This window comes from Streptomyces sp. NPDC005794, assembly GCF_042871445.1.
Taxonomy (GTDB): domain Bacteria; phylum Actinomycetota; class Actinomycetes; order Streptomycetales; family Streptomycetaceae; genus Streptomyces.
The window spans coordinates 43,342-61,952 of record NZ_JBIAIN010000004.1 but is presented as its reverse complement, the minus strand read 5'-3'; the positions used below and the strand labels follow the sequence as shown (position 1 = coordinate 61,952).

General features: G+C 72.8%; 17 protein-coding genes. 8 read left to right on the top strand and 9 right to left on the bottom strand.

Going from position 1 to position 18,611, the window contains the following annotated elements; translation table 11 throughout:
- Positions 1–79: 79 nt before the first annotated feature.
- The 3 genes from nirD to ACFYQ5_RS07390 are packed head-to-tail and all read right to left on the bottom strand — an operon-like array spanning position 80 to position 4,259.
- Positions 80–439, bottom strand: a complete 360-nt coding sequence (nirD, locus tag ACFYQ5_RS07400; RefSeq protein WP_389194419.1) for a nitrite reductase small subunit NirD — start codon at positions 437–439, stop codon at positions 80–82.
- Complete coding sequence (gene nirB / locus ACFYQ5_RS07395) at positions 439–3,024, bottom strand: nitrite reductase large subunit NirB (RefSeq protein ID WP_389194416.1); 2,586 nt, start codon at positions 3,022–3,024, stop codon at positions 439–441. Before nirB ends, nirD begins: the two co-directional genes overlap by 1 nt.
- Entirely contained in the window at positions 3,024–4,259 is a 1,236-nt protein-coding gene (locus tag ACFYQ5_RS07390; RefSeq protein ID WP_389194413.1) for an NAD(P)/FAD-dependent oxidoreductase, read from the bottom strand. Before ACFYQ5_RS07390 ends, nirB begins: the two co-directional genes overlap by 1 nt.
- A gap of 193 nt (positions 4,260–4,452) precedes the next feature.
- Here ACFYQ5_RS07390 and ACFYQ5_RS07385 point away from each other — a divergent pair, with 193 nt between their 5' ends.
- Positions 4,453–5,244: a sulfite exporter TauE/SafE family protein gene (locus ACFYQ5_RS07385; RefSeq protein ID WP_389194410.1), complete on the top strand. Its 792-nt coding sequence runs from the start codon at positions 4,453–4,455 to the stop codon at positions 5,242–5,244.
- Here the strand turns inward: ACFYQ5_RS07385 and ACFYQ5_RS07380 are convergent, their stop codons facing one another.
- The 4 genes from ACFYQ5_RS07380 to ACFYQ5_RS07365 form a co-directional block, all read right to left on the bottom strand.
- Positions 5,245–5,877, bottom strand: coding sequence for a class F sortase (locus ACFYQ5_RS07380; protein ID WP_389194407.1), 633 nt, complete (start codon positions 5,875–5,877; stop codon positions 5,245–5,247).
- Positions 5,878–5,900: 23 nt separating this feature from the next.
- Positions 5,901–6,641, bottom strand: a complete 741-nt coding sequence (locus ACFYQ5_RS07375) for a hypothetical protein (RefSeq protein WP_389194404.1) — start codon at positions 6,639–6,641, stop codon at positions 5,901–5,903.
- A gap of 352 nt (positions 6,642–6,993) precedes the next feature.
- Positions 6,994–7,470, bottom strand: a complete 477-nt coding sequence (locus ACFYQ5_RS07370; protein ID WP_389194402.1) for a DUF5990 family protein — start codon at positions 7,468–7,470, stop codon at positions 6,994–6,996.
- Between the two features lie 28 nt (positions 7,471–7,498).
- Positions 7,499–8,293 carry an aminotransferase class IV family protein gene (locus ACFYQ5_RS07365; protein WP_389194399.1) on the bottom strand — a complete coding sequence of 265 codons (795 nt, stop codon included), beginning with the start codon at positions 8,291–8,293 and terminating at the stop codon, positions 7,499–7,501.
- Positions 8,294–8,369: 76 nt separating this feature from the next.
- Between ACFYQ5_RS07365 and ACFYQ5_RS07360 the strand changes: the two genes are divergently transcribed.
- From ACFYQ5_RS07360 to ACFYQ5_RS07350, 3 genes are read left to right on the top strand one after another with little or no spacing between them, the layout of a single operon-like run.
- Positions 8,370–8,951 carry an NADPH-dependent FMN reductase gene (locus ACFYQ5_RS07360; RefSeq protein WP_389194396.1) on the top strand — a complete coding sequence of 194 codons (582 nt, stop codon included), beginning with the start codon at positions 8,370–8,372 and terminating at the stop codon, positions 8,949–8,951.
- A gap of 57 nt (positions 8,952–9,008) precedes the next feature.
- Positions 9,009–9,347 carry a divalent-cation tolerance protein CutA gene (cutA, locus tag ACFYQ5_RS07355; RefSeq protein WP_389194393.1) on the top strand — a complete coding sequence of 113 codons (339 nt, stop codon included), beginning with the start codon at positions 9,009–9,011 and terminating at the stop codon, positions 9,345–9,347.
- Positions 9,344–9,814, top strand: coding sequence for a gamma-glutamylcyclotransferase family protein (locus tag ACFYQ5_RS07350; RefSeq protein WP_389194390.1), 471 nt, complete (start codon positions 9,344–9,346; stop codon positions 9,812–9,814). Before cutA ends, ACFYQ5_RS07350 begins: the two co-directional genes overlap by 4 nt.
- On the opposite strand, the gene ACFYQ5_RS07345 is transcribed toward ACFYQ5_RS07350, so the two are convergent.
- Positions 9,777–11,852, bottom strand: coding sequence for a molybdopterin oxidoreductase family protein (locus tag ACFYQ5_RS07345; protein ID WP_389194387.1), 2,076 nt, complete (start codon positions 11,850–11,852; stop codon positions 9,777–9,779). The genes ACFYQ5_RS07350 and ACFYQ5_RS07345 overlap by 38 nt on opposite strands.
- Before the next feature lie 95 nt (positions 11,853–11,947).
- Entirely contained in the window at positions 11,948–12,676 is a 729-nt protein-coding gene (locus ACFYQ5_RS07340) for a vancomycin high temperature exclusion protein (protein WP_389194384.1), read from the bottom strand.
- Positions 12,677–12,857: 181 nt separating this feature from the next.
- On the opposite strand from ACFYQ5_RS07340, the gene ACFYQ5_RS07335 reads away from it, so the two are divergent.
- From ACFYQ5_RS07335 to dnaG, 4 genes are all read left to right on the top strand, one after another.
- Positions 12,858–13,766 (top strand): sirohydrochlorin chelatase, encoded by a 909-nt coding sequence (locus ACFYQ5_RS07335; protein WP_389194382.1) that lies wholly within the window; start codon positions 12,858–12,860, stop codon positions 13,764–13,766.
- A gap of 36 nt (positions 13,767–13,802) precedes the next feature.
- Positions 13,803–15,113, top strand: coding sequence for a deoxyguanosinetriphosphate triphosphohydrolase (locus tag ACFYQ5_RS07330; RefSeq protein ID WP_389194380.1), 1,311 nt, complete (start codon positions 13,803–13,805; stop codon positions 15,111–15,113).
- A 118-nt stretch (positions 15,114–15,231) separates the two neighbouring features.
- Positions 15,232–16,491: an NAD(P)/FAD-dependent oxidoreductase gene (locus tag ACFYQ5_RS07325; RefSeq protein ID WP_389194377.1), complete on the top strand. Its 1,260-nt coding sequence runs from the start codon at positions 15,232–15,234 to the stop codon at positions 16,489–16,491.
- 95 nt (positions 16,492–16,586) lie between these two features.
- Positions 16,587–18,494, top strand: a complete 1,908-nt coding sequence (gene dnaG, locus ACFYQ5_RS07320; protein WP_389194374.1) for a DNA primase — start codon at positions 16,587–16,589, stop codon at positions 18,492–18,494.
- The last annotated feature ends 117 nt before the right edge of the window (positions 18,495–18,611 follow it).

Sequence of the window (18,611 nt, the reverse complement as noted above, 5' to 3'; positions counted from 1 at the left end):
GCCGGTGCGGCGGGACGAACGTCAGGACGATAGAGGCGCGTAGTTGACGGAGCGGCAACGGCCGGTGAACGGAACGGAGTCAGTCCGCGCGGACCGGGAAGACCGGCACGGTGACGTCGTCGTCGTCCAGGCAGGCACCCGTCTCCAGGTCGAAGCGCTGCTTCAGCAGCGGCGACGCGACGAACGGCCGGCCCTCCGCGGAACCGACCAGGCCGCGGGAGAGGACGTACGCACCGGTGAACGGGTCACGGTTGTCGATCGCGTACGCGCGCCCCGACCGGTCCACGAACAGGGCGACCTGGCGGCCGTCCGGGAGGAGCGCCGCCACACCACGGCCGGGGGTCAGCAGCGCACGGTCGCAGACCGTGAGCCAGCCCTCCCCGTCCGCGAGCTGGATCGTCCGGGTGTCCTGCGCCGTTTCCATCGTCCGGGTCGTCATCAGGAGGGGGTCCCTTCAAGAGTACGGATGGCGAGCACCGGGCCCGCGAGGATGTCCAGGTCCGGCTTGACCTGGTCGCGCTCCGGGACGAACTTGACCGAGGGGTCGGGGGCGTCGGGGGCGTTCACGAAGGTGACGAAGCGCCGCAGCCGCTCCGGGTCGTTGATGGTCTCGGCCCACTCGTCGCGGTAGCCGGCGACGTGGTCGGCCATCAGCCGTTCCAGCTCGTCGCAGAGGCCCAGCGAGTCGTGGACGACGACGTCCCGGACGTGGTCCAGGCCGCCCTCGATCCGGTCCAGCCAGGTCGAGGTGCGCTCCAGACGGTCCGCCGTGCGGATGTAGAACATCAGGAACCGGTCGATCAGCCGGACCAGTTCGGCGTCGGAGAGGTCCTGGGCGAGCAGGTCCGCGTGGCGCGGGGTCGCACCGCCGTTGCCTCCCACGTAGAGGTTCCAGCCCTGTGCCGTGGCGATGATCCCGAAGTCCTTGCCACGGGCCTCCGCGCACTCCCGGGCGCAGCCCGAGACCGCCGACTTCAGCTTGTGCGGGGAACGCAGCCCCCGGTAGCGGAGCTCCAGGTCGATGGCCATCTTCACCGAGTCCTGCACGCCGTAGCGGCACCAGGTCTGCCCCACACAGGACTTGACCGTGCGCAGCGACTTCCCGTACGCGTGCCCGGACTCGAAGCCGGCGTCCACCAGCCGGGTCCAGATCAGCGGCAGCTGGTCCACGCGCGCGCCGAACAGGTCGATGCGCTGGCCGCCGGTGATCTTCGTGTAGAGCCCGAAGTCCCGGGCCACCTCGCCGATCACGATCAGCTTCTCCGGGGTGATCTCACCGCCGGGGATGCGCGGCACGATCGAGTACGAGCCGTTGCGCTGGAGGTTGGCCAGGAAGTGGTCGTTGGTGTCCTGCAGGGCCGCCTGCTCGCCGTCCAGGACGTAGCCGCTCGCGCCGACCGTCGGCGCCAGCGAGGCGATGACCGAGCCGACCGTGGGCTTGCAGACCTCGCAGCCGTCACCGCCGCGGGCCGCCTCACGGCCGTGCGAGTCGAGGAGGTCGGCGTACGTCGTGATGCCGAGGGTGCGGACGATCTCGTACAGCTCGCTACGGGTGTACGCGAAGCAGCCGCACAGCCCCTGGTCCTCGGGCTGCGGCAGCAGCTGGCCGATGACCTTGACGCAACTGCCGCAGCCCGTACCGGCCTTGGTGCACTTCTTCACCTCGGGCAGCGTCGTGTGCTCGCAGATCGCGCCCTTGGTCACGTTGTGGCAGGAGCAGATCACGGCTTCGTCGGGCAGTGAGGACGGGCCGAGCGTGACCGGGCCGCCCGCACCGGCCGGCAGCACCAGCTGCTCCGGGGCGACGGGCAGGACCGTGCCGGTCATCGGCCGCAGCGTGCCGTACTGGTCGGCGTCACCGACCAGGACACCGCCGAGCAGCGTGCCGTCCTGGCCGATCACCAGCTTCTTGTAGACACCCGAGCGGGAGTCCGCGTACACGACGTCGAGGCAGCCCTCGGCCGCGCCGTGCGCGTCGCCGAAGGAGGCGACGTCCACACCGAGCAGCTTCAGCTTCGTGGAGAGGTCGGCGCCGGTGAAGGAGGCCGCGTTGCCCGCGATCACCTCGGCGACCGCCACCGCCATCTCGTAACCCGGCGCCACCAGCCCGTAGACCCGGCCGTCCGAGGCCAGCGCGCACTCACCGATCGCGAAGACGTCGCTGTCGGAGGTACGGCACTCCTCGTCGACGATGACGCCGCCGCGCGGGCCGACCGCCAGACCGCAGTCGCGGGCCAGCTGGTCCCGGGGGCGTACACCGGCGGAGAAGACGACGAGGTCCGTCTCGAGCGAGGAACCGTCGGACAGCGCCATGCCGTCGACCCGGCCGTCCTCGCCCGCGGTGACCTCCTGGGTGCCGACGCCCGTGTGGACGGAGAGGCCCATGTTCTCGATGGTGCGCAGCAGCGCCGCACCGCCGCCGTCGTCGACCTGGACCGGCATCAGCCGGGGCGCGAACTCCACGACGTGCGTGTCGAGTCCGAGACCCTTCAGCGCGCCCGCGGCCTCCAGGCCGAGCAGCCCGCCGCCGACGACCGCGCCGGTCTTCGCGTTCTTCGCGTACTCCTCGATCGCGAGGAGGTCCTCGATGGTGCGGTAGACGAAGCAGCCCTCGGCGTCCTTGCCGGGAACGGGCGGGACGAAGGGGTACGAGCCGGTGGCCAGCACCAGCGTGTCGTAGGAGAAGGTCTCCCCGGAGCGCGCGGTGACGGTGCGCGCCTCACGGTCGACGCTCTCCGCCGGGTCACCGACGCGCAGCTCGACGCCGTGCCGCTCCATGAAGCCCGGCTCGACGAGTGAGAGGTCCTCCGGCGTCTTCCCGGAGAAGTACGAGGTCAGCTGCACCCGGTCGTACGCGGGGCGGGGCTCCTCGCAGAGCACGACGACCCTGGCGGTGCCCGCGGCGGCGGTCAGACCGCGGTCGGCGAGCGCTTCCAGGAACCGCTGTCCGACCATGCCGTGCCCGACGACCACGATCGTCGGCACGCCCGCGGTGGGGGAGGTCGGGGGAGTGGACACCGGCATCAGAAGCCTCCGTCGTTGGTGAGCAGGTGGAGCAGGGACATGTCGGCGGGGAGGGGGTCGTCGTCCTGCCAGGTCCGGGCGAGGGTGCCGACCGCGGCGAGATCGCCGAACAGCACCCCGCCGGCCAGCCGGTCGCCCCGGACGACGACCGTGCGATAGGCGCCCCGGGTGGCGTCGGCCAGCCGGATCACGTCGTCGCCGGGCATCGGGCGGGAGTCGCCGAAGGCGGCCAGGTCGAGGTTGCCGGCGGGGACGGTGGCCCCGGCGGCGGAGGGGGAGCGCAGGGTGAGCCGGGTGAGGGCCCTGGTGCCCCCGTAACGGGCGGGGCGTCCGGCCAGCACCTCGGCCAGTACGTCGGCCTGTTCGAGCGCGGCACCCGCCAGGCCGTAGACCGTCCCGTCGTGTTCGGCGCAGTCACCGACGGCGTGGATGTACGGATCCGAGGTGCGCAGCTCGTCGTCCACGACGACGCCCTTGCGGACCTCGAGCCCGGCCGCCTGCGCCAGGCCCGTCCTGGGGCGGACCCCGCAGGCCAGGACCGTGATCTCGGCCTCCAGCTCGTAGCCGTCGGCCAGCTCCACGGCCCGCACCGCCGGTGCGTCACCGTCGGCGCAGCGCAGCCCGCGCACCCGGCACTCGGTGTGCACCTCGACGCCGAGGGCCTCCAGGTGACGGCGCAGCATCCCGGCCGCCTCGGAGTCCAGCTGCCGCTCCATGAGGTGCTCGCCCTGCTGGGCCAGCACCACCTGGGCGCCGCACTCGGCCAGCGCACGCGCGGCCGACACCCCGAGGAGCCCGCCGCCGATGACGACGGCGCGCACGCCGGGGCGTACCGCGGCACGCAGGGCCAGGCAGTCGTCGAGGGTGCGGAACGGATGAACCCCGTCCGGCAGCGTGTGGCCGAGGCCCCGCAGCGGCGGGAGCACCGGGTTGGAGCCGGTGGCCAGCACCAGACGCTCGTACCCGATGACGCTGCCGTCGTCGCAGTGCACCAGCCGGTCCGCCCGGTCGATCCGCACGACCCGCACCCCGCGCCGCACCTCGGTGGGCGGCAGCGCGATCACGTCCGGCTCGTACCGGCCGGCGAGCACCTCGGCCAGCAGCACCCTGTTGTACGGTGCGTGCGCCTCCTCGCCGATGACGGTGACACCGGGGACCCGGGCGGCGAGCCGCGCGCCCGCCATCCCGGCGCCGATCACCACCACCCGTGCCGCGTTCTCCGTCTGTGTCCTCATGTCCAAGAGAGTGCGCGGCGGGTGTTACCCGACCGCATCTCTCCTGTTTCCCGGGGGGAACCTTGCGCTCAGCGCGTCATGACGCGCTGTGTGAGGGCCGGAGGTGACCGTTCGGACGGCGCGGCCACCACCTGTTCAGGGCGAGGCGCAATTAGTTGGACGGTGCACCCACCACGTGCTTAGGGTCATGGTCATGCCCGAGATAACGCTCACCACCCTGGTCCTCCTCTGTCTGGCAGCCCTGGCGGCCGGCTGGATCGACGCCGTGGTGGGCGGCGGCGGGCTCCTCCTCCTGCCCGCCCTGCTGCTGGGCCTCCCGCACGTCCCGGCCGCCTACGTTCTCGGCACCAACAAGGCCGTCGCCATCGCCGGCACCTCGGGCGCCGCCGTCACCTACGTACGCAAGGCGCCCGTCCAGGTGGGGACGGCCGTACGCATCGGGCTCATGGCGCTCGTGGGATCGATGACCGGCGCCTTCTTCGCCGCGGGCATCAGCAGCGACGTGCTGCGCCCGGTGATCATGGTGGTGCTGCTCGCCGTCGCGGCCTTCGTGCTGATGCGGCCGTCCTTCGGTACGGCGGCGGCGGGCGACGGCCCGGACAAGAAGGTCACCCGGGCGCGCGCGGTCACCGCGATCGTGCTGGTCGGCGGCGGTATCGGCTTCTACGACGGACTGTTCGGGCCCGGCACGGGCACGTTCCTGGTGCTGGCGCTGACCGCCGTGCTCCACCTCGACCTGGTCACCGCGTCCGCCACGGCCAAGATCGTGAACGTCTGCACCAACGCCGGCGCGCTGGCGATGTTCGCCTACCAGGGCACCGTCCTGTGGCAGCTGGCCGTGCTGATGGCCGTATTCAATCTGGCGGGCGGCATGTTCGGGGCGCGGATGGCTCTCAGGAAGGGCAGTGGCTTCGTCCGAGGGGTCCTGCTGGTCGTGGTGTTCTCGCTGGTCGCCAAGCTCGGCTTCGACCAGTGGACGTCTTGATCACCGCACCTCGGTGAGGTGGGCGTACGCCACCACGTTGCCCAGGTAGCCCCTCTCACGGGTGAAACCGCCGCCGCAGGTGATCAGCCGCAGCGAGGCCTGAGCGGTGGCGCCGTAGACCCGGTGGTCCGGGAACTCGTCCTTCTCGTACACCTCGACCGCGTCGACCGAGAAGACGGCGGTGCGGCCGTCCCCCCGGTCGATCTCGACCCCGGCCCCCTTCTTCAGGGATCCGAGGGCGTAGAAGACGGAAGGCCCCTCCGCGTTGTCGACATGACCGGCGACTATCGCGGTGCCCTTGGCGCCGGGCGGCGTGCCGCCCTCGAACCAGCCCGCGAGGTTACGGTCCTCGGCGGGCGGTGTGTCGAGGCTGCCGTCCGAGGCCAGCCCGAGCCCCGTCATGGGCGCGTCCACGCCGATGCCCGGGATGCGGATCCTGACCGGTTCGGAGGGACGCAGCGGTGCGGCGACCCGCGTACCCGGCCGTGGCTCGGAGCCCGCCGCGAAGGCCTCGGCGGTGGACGGCTGCGGGGCGACGGTCCGGGTGACCGCGCCGTTGTGGACCAGCCATATGCCGCACAGCGCGGTGATGCCCACCAGCCAGGCCCTTGCCTTCAGTGCCGTCCTGTCCACGTCTCGTCCTCTGCCGGTCGCCCTCAGTGGTGCCGGCCGCCCGCGCGACGGCGGCGCAGGAGCAGGGCACCGGCGACGGCCGCCGCCCCGACGAGGCCGGCGCCCGCGGCGAGCTGGGCGGTGTCAGGGGCGGCGCTGCCGCCGACCCCCGTCCCGACGTGCCCGGAGGGCCGGCTGGGACTGGGCGCGGTCGTGGGCCGGTGCCCCGGGGGCACGGGCGGCTTCGCGGATCCCGGGTCGGTCGCGGACGGGGGTTCCGGATGGGTCCCCGGCTTCGTACCGGGTGCCGTCCCCGTCCCCGTGCCCGTCCCCGGCTGCCGGCTCGTTCCGGCCTCGTCCCCGGTCCCCGCCTCGCCCTCCTCCGTCTCCGGCCAGGAGGGTCCCGAAGCCGCTGCGGGATCCAGGCCGTCAACCGGGTCCGGAGCGGCGGCCGGGTCCAGGCCGTCAACCGGGTCCGGGCCGCCCACCGGATCCGGGCCGCCCACCGGGTCGAGGCCCGGCGCCCGGTCGACCGCCCCCAGGTCCTCCTCCTGCGCTGCCGCCTCGCCGCTGTAGCAGAAGGCCGCAGGGTCGGAGCCTGCCGCGCCCTCGGGCCCGCAGTCCGCAGCCCCGGGTGCGGCCGTCGCCGCAATGACCTCCGGCCTGCCGAGGCCGCCCGAGGACGAGGACGAGGACGCTGACGCGGACGGGGCGACGAGGCCGAGCGCGGCGGCGGTGAGGGCCGCGGCGGCGGTACCGGTCACGAGACGGGCGGGGCTGCGCATGGAAATCCTCCGGGCAGACGGATGTGTCCTGCCTCCGAGGTAACGGGCCTGGCCCCTCGGCCGCATTCTGACGTATAGTCAGCTTTCACCCGGTCGGACCTGCTCGGTGCGCCCGTACGTCGGCCCGGTGCAGGTCGCGGCGGTGAAGGAAGTCGCAGGGCCCGCCCGGCGCCGACCGGGTGACCACCCCTCGCGTCGGTGTGACGCAGGTCACACGAATGGGTTCGCATCGGCCGGGCACACGGTCTGTACCCCCCACGGGACGGCAGCCCCCCCGCCGATCCCCCGGCAACCGCCCTCACCGGCCCACCCCCCCCCGGGCCGCTGAGGGCGGTGTCATGTCTTCCCCGTCTCAGGCCCCGCGAGGACCACTCCCGTCCGTCGCGGACCAGGTGATGTCCGGCGGGCGTACCCGGGCGCACCGCGGCCGGCCCCTGTCGTCGCTGAGGCGCAGTCGCGCGGTGAGGTGGCCCGTCCGTGAGGCGGCCTCCAGGACCTCCGGGGCGATGTCACTCATCATCAGTTTGGCCCGGCGGAACATGGTGAAGGTGCCGGAGTCGTCCACCGTGCCCCAGGACAGGTAGACGAAGCGCCCCCCGAGCCGGTTCTGGACGTACGGCCCCGACACCTCGATGCCCTCCGCGGTGGATACGGCGGTGCAGTCCAGGTCCCAGGAGGCGTGCGCCGCGTCGCCGGGACGCACGCCGAGCAGCTCGCCGGGCCGGTCCTTGCGCTGCACGCCGACGTGGATGTTGTCGAAACCGGCGAAGTCGGTGTCAGGGCCGCAGGTGCGGCCCGGGAGTTCTGAGGCTTCGATATGGATCTGCATGGACCCATGGTCCCGCATGCCGAGGAGGTCAGACGGTCTCGCGAGGAGTGTCCTCGTACACCTGCCCGAGCAGCCCCATCAGGTTCTCGTCGACGTCGAAGGGCGTGTCGTCGATCCGGTGGACCGGCGCGATGCCCTGCGAGTTGGTGACGAACGCGGCCCGGTACGCGCCCAGCCCGTCCAGGGTCACCCCGCGTCGCACGGAGGGCCGGCCCGTCCGCGCGAGCCCGCTCTCCAGCAGCGCCATCGTGATGCCGGTCAGCGCCGGTGCGTCCGGCCAGACCACCGACGTGCCGTCCCAGAAGCCGATGTTGGTGATCGCTCCCTCGGTCACCATGCCGCCGGGCGAGGTCAGCAGCGCCTCGTCGAAGCCCGCCCGCCGGGCCTGCTGCCCGTAGTAGGTCTGTCCGAACTCCCCGGGGCGCTTGATGTGCGGCACGGAGCGGGCGAACGGGACCGACATCAGGCTCTTCGGCGCACCGTCCATCCGGACCGGCTCCCGGACCGTCACCATGGGTACCGTCGCCGTGCTGTCCGGCGGCAGGAAGCCGTGCACCCGGACCGACGCGTCCCGGGCCCGGGTGCTGTCGAGCGCGTGCCCGATCAGCGCACGCACCCGTTCCCCGTCCAGGGGCAGTCCGAACAGCTCCCGGTTCGCGGAGTCCAGCCGGTCCAGGTGCAGGGCGAGTCCGCGCACCGTGCGGTCCCTGACCTGCATCGCGGTGAAATGGCCGTAACCGGCGAAGGCGGGGATCCGCAGGTCCTCCGCGGTCGCGGGGCGGCCGTCGAACTCGACGTAATGGTCCGGCGCGGGAATCGTCATGACCTCCAGCGTAGATGCCGGATGCCGGGAAGCGGCACTTGACCTCAATCGTGGTTGAGGGGCGAGGCTGCGGTGCATGGACCTCAACACACCTGCTCCCCCCTCGTCCGACACCGCCCCGCTGAAGGTGGCCGTCATCCTCGGCAGCAACCGCGAGGGCCGCTTCGGGCCCGTCGTCGCCGCATGGTTCCTCGGGCGGGCGGCCGGCCGCCCGGACATCGAGACCGAGCTGATCGATGTCGCCGAGACCGAGCCGCCCGCCACCGGAGCCGCGGAGGCGACCCCGCGGCTGGCACGCGCCGACGCCTTCGTCGTACTGACCCCCGAGTACAACCACTCCTACCCTGCCCCGCTGAAGAACCTCATCGACCGGCACTTCACCGAATGGCAGGCCAAGCCCGTCGCGTTCGTGTCGTACGGCGGGATCTCCGGCGGCCTGCGGGCCGTCGAGCATCTGCGCCAGGTCTTCGCCGAACTCCACGCCGTCACCGTGCGGGACACCGTCTCCTTCCACAACGCGGGCGCCCTCTTCGACGACCGGGGCGTGCCCGAGGACCCGGACCAGGTCGACGGGCCGGCCAAGCGGATGCTCGACCAGCTGGTCTGGTGGGGTCGCGCCCTGCGTGAGGCCAGGGCCCGGCACCCGTACGGTGTCTGACGCTTCGGGGACCGACAATCGAGGGGTCACGGACGCCGAGAACGAGGAGACCCGGGGATGACCGAGCCCGCATGGCTGGCCGTACTGACCACGACGGACAGCGAGGAGAAGGCCCACACCCTGGCCCGGGGCGCGGTGGACGCGCGGCTCGCCGCCTGCGCCCAGATCTCGGCGCCCGTCACCTCCGTCTACCGGTGGCAGGGGGCTGTCGAGACCGGCGAGGAGTGGCAGGTGCTGTTCAAGACGACGGCCGAGCGGTACGACGAGCTGGAGACCCACCTCGCCGCGGCCCACGACTACGGGACGCCGGAGATCATCGCGTTGCCCGTCGTGCGCGGCAGCGACCGCTACCTCGCCTGGGTGTCCGCGGAAACGGCGCCCGTGGCCTCGCTGTGACGGACGTCCGGCTGCCCTTCTTCGTATACGGCACGCTGCTCCCCGGAGAGCCCAACCACGACCGGTTCCTCCGGGGCCGGACCCACGAGGAACAGCCGGCCGTGCTGCCGGGCGCCCTCCTGTACGAGGGCCCCGGCTACCCGTACGCGATCGACGGCCACGGCACCGTCCACGGCGCCCTGGTCACCGCCGCGCCCGGTGCGTACACGGAACTGCTCGGGCTCCTGGACGACCTGGAGCAGTACCTCGGGCCGGGCCACCCGCGCAATCTGTACGAGCGGGTGACCCGCCGGGCGGTCCCAGGGCCGCTTCCGGACACACCCGGCGGCCGTTCCGGTGAGCCCGTCCACGCCTGGGTCTACCTCGCCGCCACCGCGGTGACCCGCTCCCTGCGCACCGGCGGCACACCCGTGCCGGGCGGCGACTGGCTCAGCCGGCGGCCTCCACCCGCACGGCGCACACCTTGAACTCCGGCATGCGCGACACCGGGTCCAGCGCAGGGTTCGTCAGGGAGTTGGCCCGGCCCTCGCCCGGCCAGTGGAACGGCATGAACACGGTGTCCTGCCGGATCGACACGGTGATCCGGGCCGGTGCCACCGCCCGCCCACGCCGCGAGGTGACCGCCACGCTCTCGCCCTCGGCCACCCCGATCCGCTCGGCGAGCCGCGGGTGCAGCTCCACGAACGGCCCGGGCGCGGCGGCGTTCAGCTCGGCCACCCGGCGGGTCTGCGCCCCCGACTGGTACTGGGACACGACCCGTCCGGTCGTCAGCACCACCGGGTACTCCGCGTCGGTCTCCTCGGCGGCGGGCCGGTGCGTGACCGGCACGAACCTGGCCCGCCCGTCGTCCGTCGCGAACCGCTCCAGGAACAGCCGAGGCGTCCCCGCGTGCTCCTCGTCCGGGCAGGGCCAGAACACCCCGTCCTCCGCCGCGATCCGGGCATAGGTGATGCCCGCGTAGTCGGCCGGCCCGCCCGCCGAAGCCCGTCGCAGTTCGTCGAAGACCTCCTCCGGATCGGCCGGGAAACCCTTCCCGTGCCCCAGGAGCCCCGCCAGCGCGTTCAGCACCTCCAGGTCGCTGCGCACCCCTTCCGGCGGAGTGACCGCACGCTGCCGCAGCAGCACCCGCCCCTCCAGGCTGGTCGTCGTCCCGTTCTCCTCCGCCCACTGCGTCACCGGCAGCACCACGTCCGCCATCGCCGCCGTCTCGGACAGCACCACATCCGCGACCGCCAGGAAGTCCAGCGACCGCAGCCGCTCCTCGACGTGCCCCGCGTTCGGCGCCGACACGACCGGATTCGACCCCATGACCAGCAGGGACCGCACATCCCGGCCCAGCGCGTCCAGCAGCTCGTACGCACTGCGCCCCGGCCCCGGCAGCGAGTCCGGGTCGACGCCCCAGACGCCGGCCACATGGCGCCGGGCCGCCGGATCCGTGAGCTTGCGGTAACCGGGCAGCTGGTCGGCCTTCTGACCGTGCTCCCGGCCGCCCTGGCCGTTGCCCTGGCCGGTCAGACAGCCGTAGCCGGACAGCGGGCGGCCCGCCCGGCCGGTGGCCAGGCAGAAGTTGATCCACGCCCCCACCGTGTCCGTGCCCTTGGCCTGCTGCTCGGGCCCCCGCGCGGTGAGCACCATCCCGCTCTCCGCCCCGCAGAACAGCTCCACCGCCTCGCGCAGCTGCGGCACGGGCACCCCGGTGAGCCGCTCCACCAGCTCCGGCCAGTGCGCCATCGCACCCGCCCGGGCCTCGTCCCAGCCGTTCGTCCGGGCGCGGACGAACTCCTCGTCCACCCGACCGTCGGCCACGACCAGATGCAGCATGCCGAGCGCGAGGGCCAGATCCGTGCCCGGCCGGGGCGCCAGGTGCAGATCGGCCTGCTCGGCGGTCCTGGTCCGGCGCGGATCGATGACGATCAGCCGCCCGCCGTTCTCCCTCAGCTCGGTCAGGTAGCGCAGCGCGGGCGGCATCGTCTCCGCGAGATTCGAGCCGACCAGGATCACGCACCCCGTCCGGGGGATGTCCTCCAGCGGGAAGGGCAGCCCCCGGTCGAGGCCGAACGCCCGCTGGTGCGCGGCAGCCGCCGACGACATGCAGAAGCGGCCGTTGTAGTCGATCTGCGAGGTGCCGAGCACCACCCGGGCGAACTTTCCGAGGGCGTACGCCTTCTCGTTGGTGAGCCCGCCCCCGCCGAACACGCCCACGGCGTCCGCGCCGTGCTCCGTCCGTGTCCCGCGCAGCCCGTCCGCGATCCGCTCCAGCGCCTCGTCCCAGCTCGCCGGCGCCAGCTCACCGCCCGCGTCGCGCACGAGGGGACCGGTCAGCCGCACACCGGCGGCGAGCACGGCGGGCGCGGTGCGTCCCTTGCCGCACAGCGCTCCCCGGTTGACCGGGAACTCGGTACGCTCGACGACCTCGACCACCCCGCCGTCGGTGACCGGTCGCAGCTTCATCCCGCACTGGAGCGCGCAGTACGGGCAGTGGGTGGACGTCTCGGTGCGGGCCATACGCCCAGCGTGCGAGGCCGGTATTACGAGTACCGGTGCGTCCGGTTACGCCCCCGGTACGCGCACCTCAGCCCGCCCCGCCCGCCGCCGTGAGGTCACCCGCCAAGCGCCTCCGCCACCCCCGGCTCCCGCGGCCCCAGGAAGTGCGGGTCCGGCTCGAACACCACGTCCAGGAGCGCCTTGCCCGCCGCGAACACCTCCCGCGTCCCGCCGTAGTACCAGGTGACATCGTGTACGTCGTCGGCCCCCACCCCGTACGCGTCGATGCCGGCGGACCGGCACAGGGCGATCGCCCGCCGTATGTGGAAGCCCTGGCTCACCAGGACGGCCCGGTCGACCCCGAATATCCTCTTGGCCCGGACACAGGAGTCCCAGGTGTCGAAACCCGCGTGGTCGCTGACGATCCGCCCGTCCGGCACCCCCCGCGCCGTGAGATACGTGCGCATGGCATCCGGTTCGTCGTACTCCACGCGGCTGTTGTCCCCGGTGACCAGCACGACCCGGACCGTGCCGGCCCTGTACAGCTCGGCCGCCGCGTCCAATCGGTGCGCGAGGTACGGCGACGGCCGCCCCTCCCACAGCCCCGCCCCGAACACCACCGCGACCTGCTGCGCCGGGGCGTCGGCCGTCGTCCGCACCCGGGCGTCGGCCGTGGTGTGCAGCCAGGCCGCCGGCGCCAGCGCCACCGCGCAGGCGACCATCAGCGCCTGCACCAGCCGCCGCTGCCCCCGCCGGGTCCGCGGCAGCCGAGGCCGTACGGCGGAGAGCCCTCGCAGGGCCGCGTGCCCCACGTCACGGAGCCTCTCCGGTGTCCTCAGCCGCATGCGGTGCCCCCCGCGCTCGTACCCGATCCCTCGGAGAAGGGGACGAACGACGCACGCGAAAGGTTCGCCGAACCGGTGTGAACAGGTACTGACACCGCACGCCCCCCTCCCGTGAGACAGAGGCAAACACCCGTCACCGGTGCGAAACGGCCCGGCAACGTGCGCCCGTCACCATCGGTTCATGACGGAGACGGCACAGGAACACCCCCGTGAACCCCTGCCCCTCGACAGCACAGCGCAACTCCTGACCCGCATCACCTCCCAGCTCGGGACGCAGCTCAGCCACGTCTCCCCGAACGGAACCCGCAGGCCCATGCACCGCATCCGAAGATCCGCCCCCACCCTGGTCGCCGTCGCGCACGGCAGCCGGGACCCGCAGGCCCTGCACACCGTCCTGGAGCTCCTGGACCGGGTGCGGGAGCTGCGGCCCGCCCTCGACGTCCGGCTCGGTCACATCGAGCTGAACGAGCCCCTGCTGCCGGACACCCTGGACGCCATCGGGCGGGGGGACGCCGTGCTCGTGCCGCTGCTGCTCGGCCGCGGACACCACGTGCGGCACGACCTGCCCCTCGCCGCGGCGGCCGCCGGCCACCTCCGGACCCGGGTGGCGGCCCCGCTCGGACCGCACCCCCTGCTCGTCGAGGCCCTGTACGAGCGTCTCCTCGAGGCCGGCTGGCGGGACGAGGACGGTACGGGCCGCAACGCCGCCGTGGTGCTCGCCGCCGCCGGGTCACGCGACCCCGACTCGGACGTCGACGCGCGCCGCACCGCCGCCATGCTCAGCGACCGCCTCGGCGGCGTACCGGTCGTCCCCGCCTACGCCTCGGCGGCCACACCCGACGTCCCGGCCGCCCTGCGCGCACTCGCCGCCCGTGGCCGCCACCGCGTGGCCCTCGCCTCGTACTTCACGGCTCCCGGCCGCTTCGCGACCGTCTCCGCCGCCGCCGCGCCGGGCATCGCCGCCGCACCGCTCGGCGCGCACCCGGCGATGGCACGCCTCCTGCTGCACCGCTACGACCAGGCCCTGACCGGCACCGCGCCCGTCTTCGGCGCCCTGATGACGCACCCGCCCCTCCTGGCCTCAGCCTGACCCTTCCTGTCGGTCCCCCGGTCTACTGTCGGGGACATGGACGGTACGCACGACCCCAGGGACACGCCCTACGGCGCCGCTGACACCGAGCGCTGGGACACCGAGCCCGACAAGCGGCCCGGCCGCACCGCGTTCCAGCGTGACCGCGCACGCGTGCTGCACTCCGCCGCCCTGCGCAGGCTCGCCGGCAAGACCCAGGTCGTCACGCCCGGCACCCGCGGCCGGGTCTGGGACGCCAGCCCCCGCACCCGCCTCACCCACTCCCTGGAGTGCGCCCAGGTCGGCCGGGAGCTCGGTGCCGCGCTCGGCTGCGACCCGGACCTCGTGGAGACGGCCTGCCTCGCCCACGACATGGGCCACCCACCCTTCGGGCACAACGGCGAACAGGCGCTCGACGACTTCGCGTCGGACTGCGGAGGCTTCGAGGGCAACGCCCAGTCGCTGCGCCTGCTGACCCGCCTCGAACCCAAGCGCTTCGTCCGCGACCCCCGCAGTGGTGAGCTCGTCAGCGTCGGACTCAACCTGACCCGGGCCGCCCTGGACGCCGCCACCAAGTACCCCTGGCCCCGGGGCGCGCACCCCACCGACCCCGGCTCACCCAAGTTCGGGGTGTACGAGGACGACCTGCCGGTCTTCGACTGGATCCGCAAGGGCGCGCCGCAGGACGGCAGATGCTTCGAGGCCCAGGTCATGGACTGGTCCGACGACGTCGCCTACTCGGTGCACGACTTCGAGGACGGACTGCACGCCGGACACATCGACCCCGGATACCTCTTCTCGGAACCGGAGCGCGCCGAGATCTGGGACGTCGCCATCGGCCGGTACGTCCCCGCGGGCACCGACCCCCAGGAGCTCGCCGACGCCCTCGACCGGCTCACCGCCCAGGAGTGGTGGCCGCACGGCTACGACGGCACCGCGGTCGCCCAGGCCCGGCTGAAGGACGCGACGAGCCAGCTCATCGGCAGGTTCTGCCTGGCCGCCGAGACCGCGACCCACGCCGCGTACGGGCCGGGCCGTCTCGGCAGATACGGCGCCGAGCTCATCGTCCCCCGCGAGGCGCGCAACGAGTGCGCCGTACTCAAGGCCGTCGCGGACCGTTACGTCATGCAGCGCGCCGAGCAGGGGGTCATCCGCGCCGGGCAGCGGATCGTCATCGCCGAGCTCGCCGCCGCCCTGACCGCCCGCGCGCCCGAAGGGCTGGAGCCTCAGTTCCGCGCCCTGTACACGGCCGCCCCCGACGACAGGGCCCGCAAGAGGGTCCTCGTCGACCAGATCGCCGCACTGACGGACGCCTCCGCCCGGTCCCTTCACGGAACACTCACGGGCATTGGGCAGACTGGACCATGACCGGGCCACATGCCAATGGCCGTGACCTGATCGGGGCACACCCTCTTTCGCCATCACGCTGCGTGCGGGACGCTCGCAGGTGGCGGCGCCGCACAGCCAAGTACTGAGGAGGCATCAAGTGGTCGACGCACATCGGACGTTCGTCATCATCGGCGGGGGGCTCACCGGAGCGAAGGCGGCCGAGACACTCCGGGCGGAGGGCTTCAGCGGCCGGGTGATCCTCATCGGCGACGAGCGCGACCATCCGTACGAGCGGCCTCCCCTGTCCAAGGGCTATCTGCTGGGCAAGGACGAACGGGACTCCGTCTTCGTCCACGAGACCGCCTGGTACGCGGGCGCCGACATCGAGCTCCACCTCGGCCAGGTGGTCACCTCCATCGACCGGGCGGGGCGGTCCGTGCAGCTCGGCGACAACACGGTCGTCCACTACGACCAGCTGCTGCTCGCCACCGGCGCCGAGCCCCGCCGCCTCGACGTCCCGGGCACCGACCTGGTCGGCGTACACCATCTGCGCCGTCTCGCCCACTCCGACCGGCTGCGCAACGTCCTCGCCGCGCTCGGCCGGGACAACGGCCACCTGGTGATCGCCGGAGCAGGCTGGATCGGCCTGGAGGTCGCCGCGGCGGCCCGCGGCTACGGCGCCGAGGTCACCGTCGTCGCCCCCTCCGCGACCCCGCTGCACCACGTCGTCGGCCCCGAGGTCGGCCAGATCTTCACCGATCTGCACGCCGAGCACGGTGTCCGTTTCCACTTCGGCGCCCGCCTCACCGAGATCACCGGACAGGACGGCCTGGTCCTCGCAGTCCGTACCGACGACGGCGAGGAGCACCCCGCCCACGACGTGCTCGCCGCGATCGGAGCGGCCCCGCGCACCTCGCTCGCCGAGGCCGCCGGGCTCGACATGGCGAGCCGGGCCCAGGGCGGCGGTGTCGTCGTCGACGCCTCCCTGCGCACCTCCGACCCGCACATCTTCGCCGCCGGGGACATCGCGTCCGTGGACCACCCGCTCTTCGGCGGCCGGCTGCGCGTGGAGCACTGGGCGAACGCCCTGAACAGCGGACCGGCCGCCGCGAAGGCCATGCTCGGCCAGGACGTGTCGTACGACCGGGTGCCGTACTTCTTCTCCGACCAGTACGACGTCGGCCTGGAGTACTCCGGCTGGGCGCCGCCCGGCTCGTACGACCAGGTCGTCATCCGGGGCGACGCCGGCAAGCGCGAGTTCATCGCCTTCTGGCTGAAGGACCGCCGGGTGCTCGCCGGGATGAACGTCAATGTGTGGGACGTCACCGAGAGCATCCAGAAGCTGGTCAAGGCCGCCCGGCCGGTCGACCCGGACGTCCTGGGCGACCCGTCCGTTCCCCTGGAATCCCTGCTCTGACCGGCGCCCGGGCATCCGGGACCGGCCGGCGCCCGGGGCGGGGCCCCCGCTGCCGGCCGGTCCCGGATGCCCGGCCCCACCCGTAGACTTCACGCGTGGCAGGCAGGATCAATGACGACGACGTGAAGGCGGTCCGGGACGCGGTCCCGATCGACGCCGTCGTGTCCGAGTACCTCCAGCTGCGCAACGCGGGCGGCGGAAACCTCAAGGGGCTCTGCCCCTTCCACGACGAGAAGTCCCCCTCCTTCCAGGTGAGCCCGGGCAAGGGCCTGTTCCACTGCTTCGGCTGCCAGGAGGGCGGCGACACGATCGCCTTCGTGATGAAGATCGATCACCTCACCTTCTCCGAGACGGTCGAGCGCCTCGCCGGCCAGGCGGGCATCACCCTGCGCTACGAGGAGGGCGGCTACAACCCCTCCCACCAGCGCGGCGAGCGCATCCGGCTGGTCGAGGCACACAAGATCGCCGCCGATTTCTACCGCGAGCAGCTGAACGGCCCCGAAGCGGAGATCGGCCGGAACTTCCTCGCCGCACGTGGCTTCGACCAGGACGCCGCGGCCCACTTCGCCGTCGGCTACAGCCCCGCCGGCTGGGACCACCTCACCCGCTATCTGCGTGGCAAGGGCTTCAGCGACAAGGAGCTCATCAGCTCCGGTCTCTCCCAGGACGGCCGCCGGGGCCCCATCGACCGCTTCCGCGGCAGGCTGATGTGGCCGATCAGCGACACCTCGGGCGAGATCGTCGGCTTCGGCGCCCGCAAACTCCGCGACGACGACAACGGCCCGAAGTACCTCAACACCCCCGAGACCTCGATCTACAAGAAGTCCCAGGTGCTGTACGGCATCGACCTGGCCAAGAAGGACATCGCCAAGGCGAGCCGGGCCGTCGTCGTCGAGGGCTACACCGATGTCATGGCCTGTCACCTCGCCGGGGTCACCACCGCCATCGCCACCTGCGGCACCTCGTTCGGCAACGACCACATCAAGATCCTCCGACGGCTCCTGATGGACAACGGCAGCGCCCGGGTCATCTTCACCTTCGACGGTGACGCCGCAGGTCAGAAGGCTGCTCTGCGCGCCTTCGAGGACGACCAGAAGTTCGCCGCCGAGACCTACATCGCGATCGCCCCGGACAACATGGACCCGTGCGACCTGCGGCTCGCCAAGGGCGACGACGCCGTCCGCGACCTCGTCGAACCCCGCACCCCGCTCTTCGAATTCGCCCTCCGCCAGATCGTCGGGCGGTACGACCTGGAGACCCCGGCCGGCCGCGCCGCCGCGCTCGACGAGGCGGGGCCCGTGGTCGCCCGCATCAAGAACAGCTCCTCGCAGCACGAGGTCGCGGTCCAGCTCGCCGGCCTGCTGGGCATCCTGGACACCCAGTTCGTGGTCAAGCGCGTCGGTCAGCTCGCCCGCTGGGCCCGCGACCGGGGCGAGCGCGGACCCGCGCAGGGCGGTCCCTCCCGGGGCGGCCCCCCGCACCAGCAGGTCCAGGCCCCGAAGGCACCGCCGGGCCCCGCGCTCAACCTCCGCAGCCCCGCCCACCGCACGGAGCGCGAGCTGCTCAAGCTGGCCCTGCAGAAGCCCGCCCTGGTGTCGCCCGCCTTCGACGCCTACGGCATCGACGAGTTCACCGCCCCGCCGTACGCGGCGGTGCGCCAGTGCATCGCGGAGGCGGGCGGCGCCGAACAGGGCCTCGCCGAGACCCGTGACTACCTGGTCAACGTGCTGGACGCGGCCCCGAACGACACCGTGCGCAACCTCGTCACCGAGCTCGCCGTCGAGGTGTTCCACGGCAAGACGATCGACGAGACCTACGCGGGCATGCAGCTCGTCCAGGTCCGCCTCCGCGCCGTCGACCGCAGGATCGACGACGTCCAGGGCAGCCTCGCCCGCCTCGGCAGCAATGTCGCCCCGGACCATCTGGCCGCCGCGCAGAACGAGGTCTGGGTCCTCCAGCAGTACGCCCAGTCGCTGCGGAGCCACGGCGCCGCCGCCCTCTGAGCCGTACCGGCACCCCGTCACACCCCGGACGCAAAAAGGCACCGCACGCCCCTCGTGGCAGCGATGTGTCGTACCCCACACTGGGTGGCGGTGCCTGAGTCATCGGAGCGCGGCGGC

Bases quoted from the DNA above. Each gene is read 5' to 3' on its own strand.
- nirD (WP_389194419.1), bottom strand. From the start codon at position 439: ATGACGACCCGGACGATGGAAACGGCGCAGGACACCCGGACGATCCAG.
- nirB (WP_389194416.1), bottom strand. From the start codon at position 3,024: ATGCCGGTGTCCACTCCCCCGACCTCCCCCACCGCGGGCGTGCCGACG.
- ACFYQ5_RS07390 (WP_389194413.1), bottom strand. From the start codon at position 4,259: ATGAGGACACAGACGGAGAACGCGGCACGGGTGGTGGTGATCGGCGCC.
- ACFYQ5_RS07385 (WP_389194410.1), top strand. From the start codon at position 4,453: ATGCCCGAGATAACGCTCACCACCCTGGTCCTCCTCTGTCTGGCAGCC.
- ACFYQ5_RS07375 (WP_389194404.1), bottom strand. From the start codon at position 6,641: ATGCGCAGCCCCGCCCGTCTCGTGACCGGTACCGCCGCCGCGGCCCTC.
- ACFYQ5_RS07370 (WP_389194402.1), bottom strand. From the start codon at position 7,470: ATGCAGATCCATATCGAAGCCTCAGAACTCCCGGGCCGCACCTGCGGC.
- ACFYQ5_RS07365 (WP_389194399.1), bottom strand. From the start codon at position 8,293: ATGACGATTCCCGCGCCGGACCATTACGTCGAGTTCGACGGCCGCCCC.
- ACFYQ5_RS07360 (WP_389194396.1), top strand. From the start codon at position 8,370: ATGGACCTCAACACACCTGCTCCCCCCTCGTCCGACACCGCCCCGCTG.
- cutA (WP_389194393.1), top strand. From the start codon at position 9,009: ATGACCGAGCCCGCATGGCTGGCCGTACTGACCACGACGGACAGCGAG.
- ACFYQ5_RS07345 (WP_389194387.1), bottom strand. From the start codon at position 11,852: ATGGCCCGCACCGAGACGTCCACCCACTGCCCGTACTGCGCGCTCCAG.
- ACFYQ5_RS07340 (WP_389194384.1), bottom strand. From the start codon at position 12,676: ATGCGGCTGAGGACACCGGAGAGGCTCCGTGACGTGGGGCACGCGGCC.
- ACFYQ5_RS07335 (WP_389194382.1), top strand. From the start codon at position 12,858: ATGACGGAGACGGCACAGGAACACCCCCGTGAACCCCTGCCCCTCGAC.
- ACFYQ5_RS07330 (WP_389194380.1), top strand. From the start codon at position 13,803: ATGGACGGTACGCACGACCCCAGGGACACGCCCTACGGCGCCGCTGAC.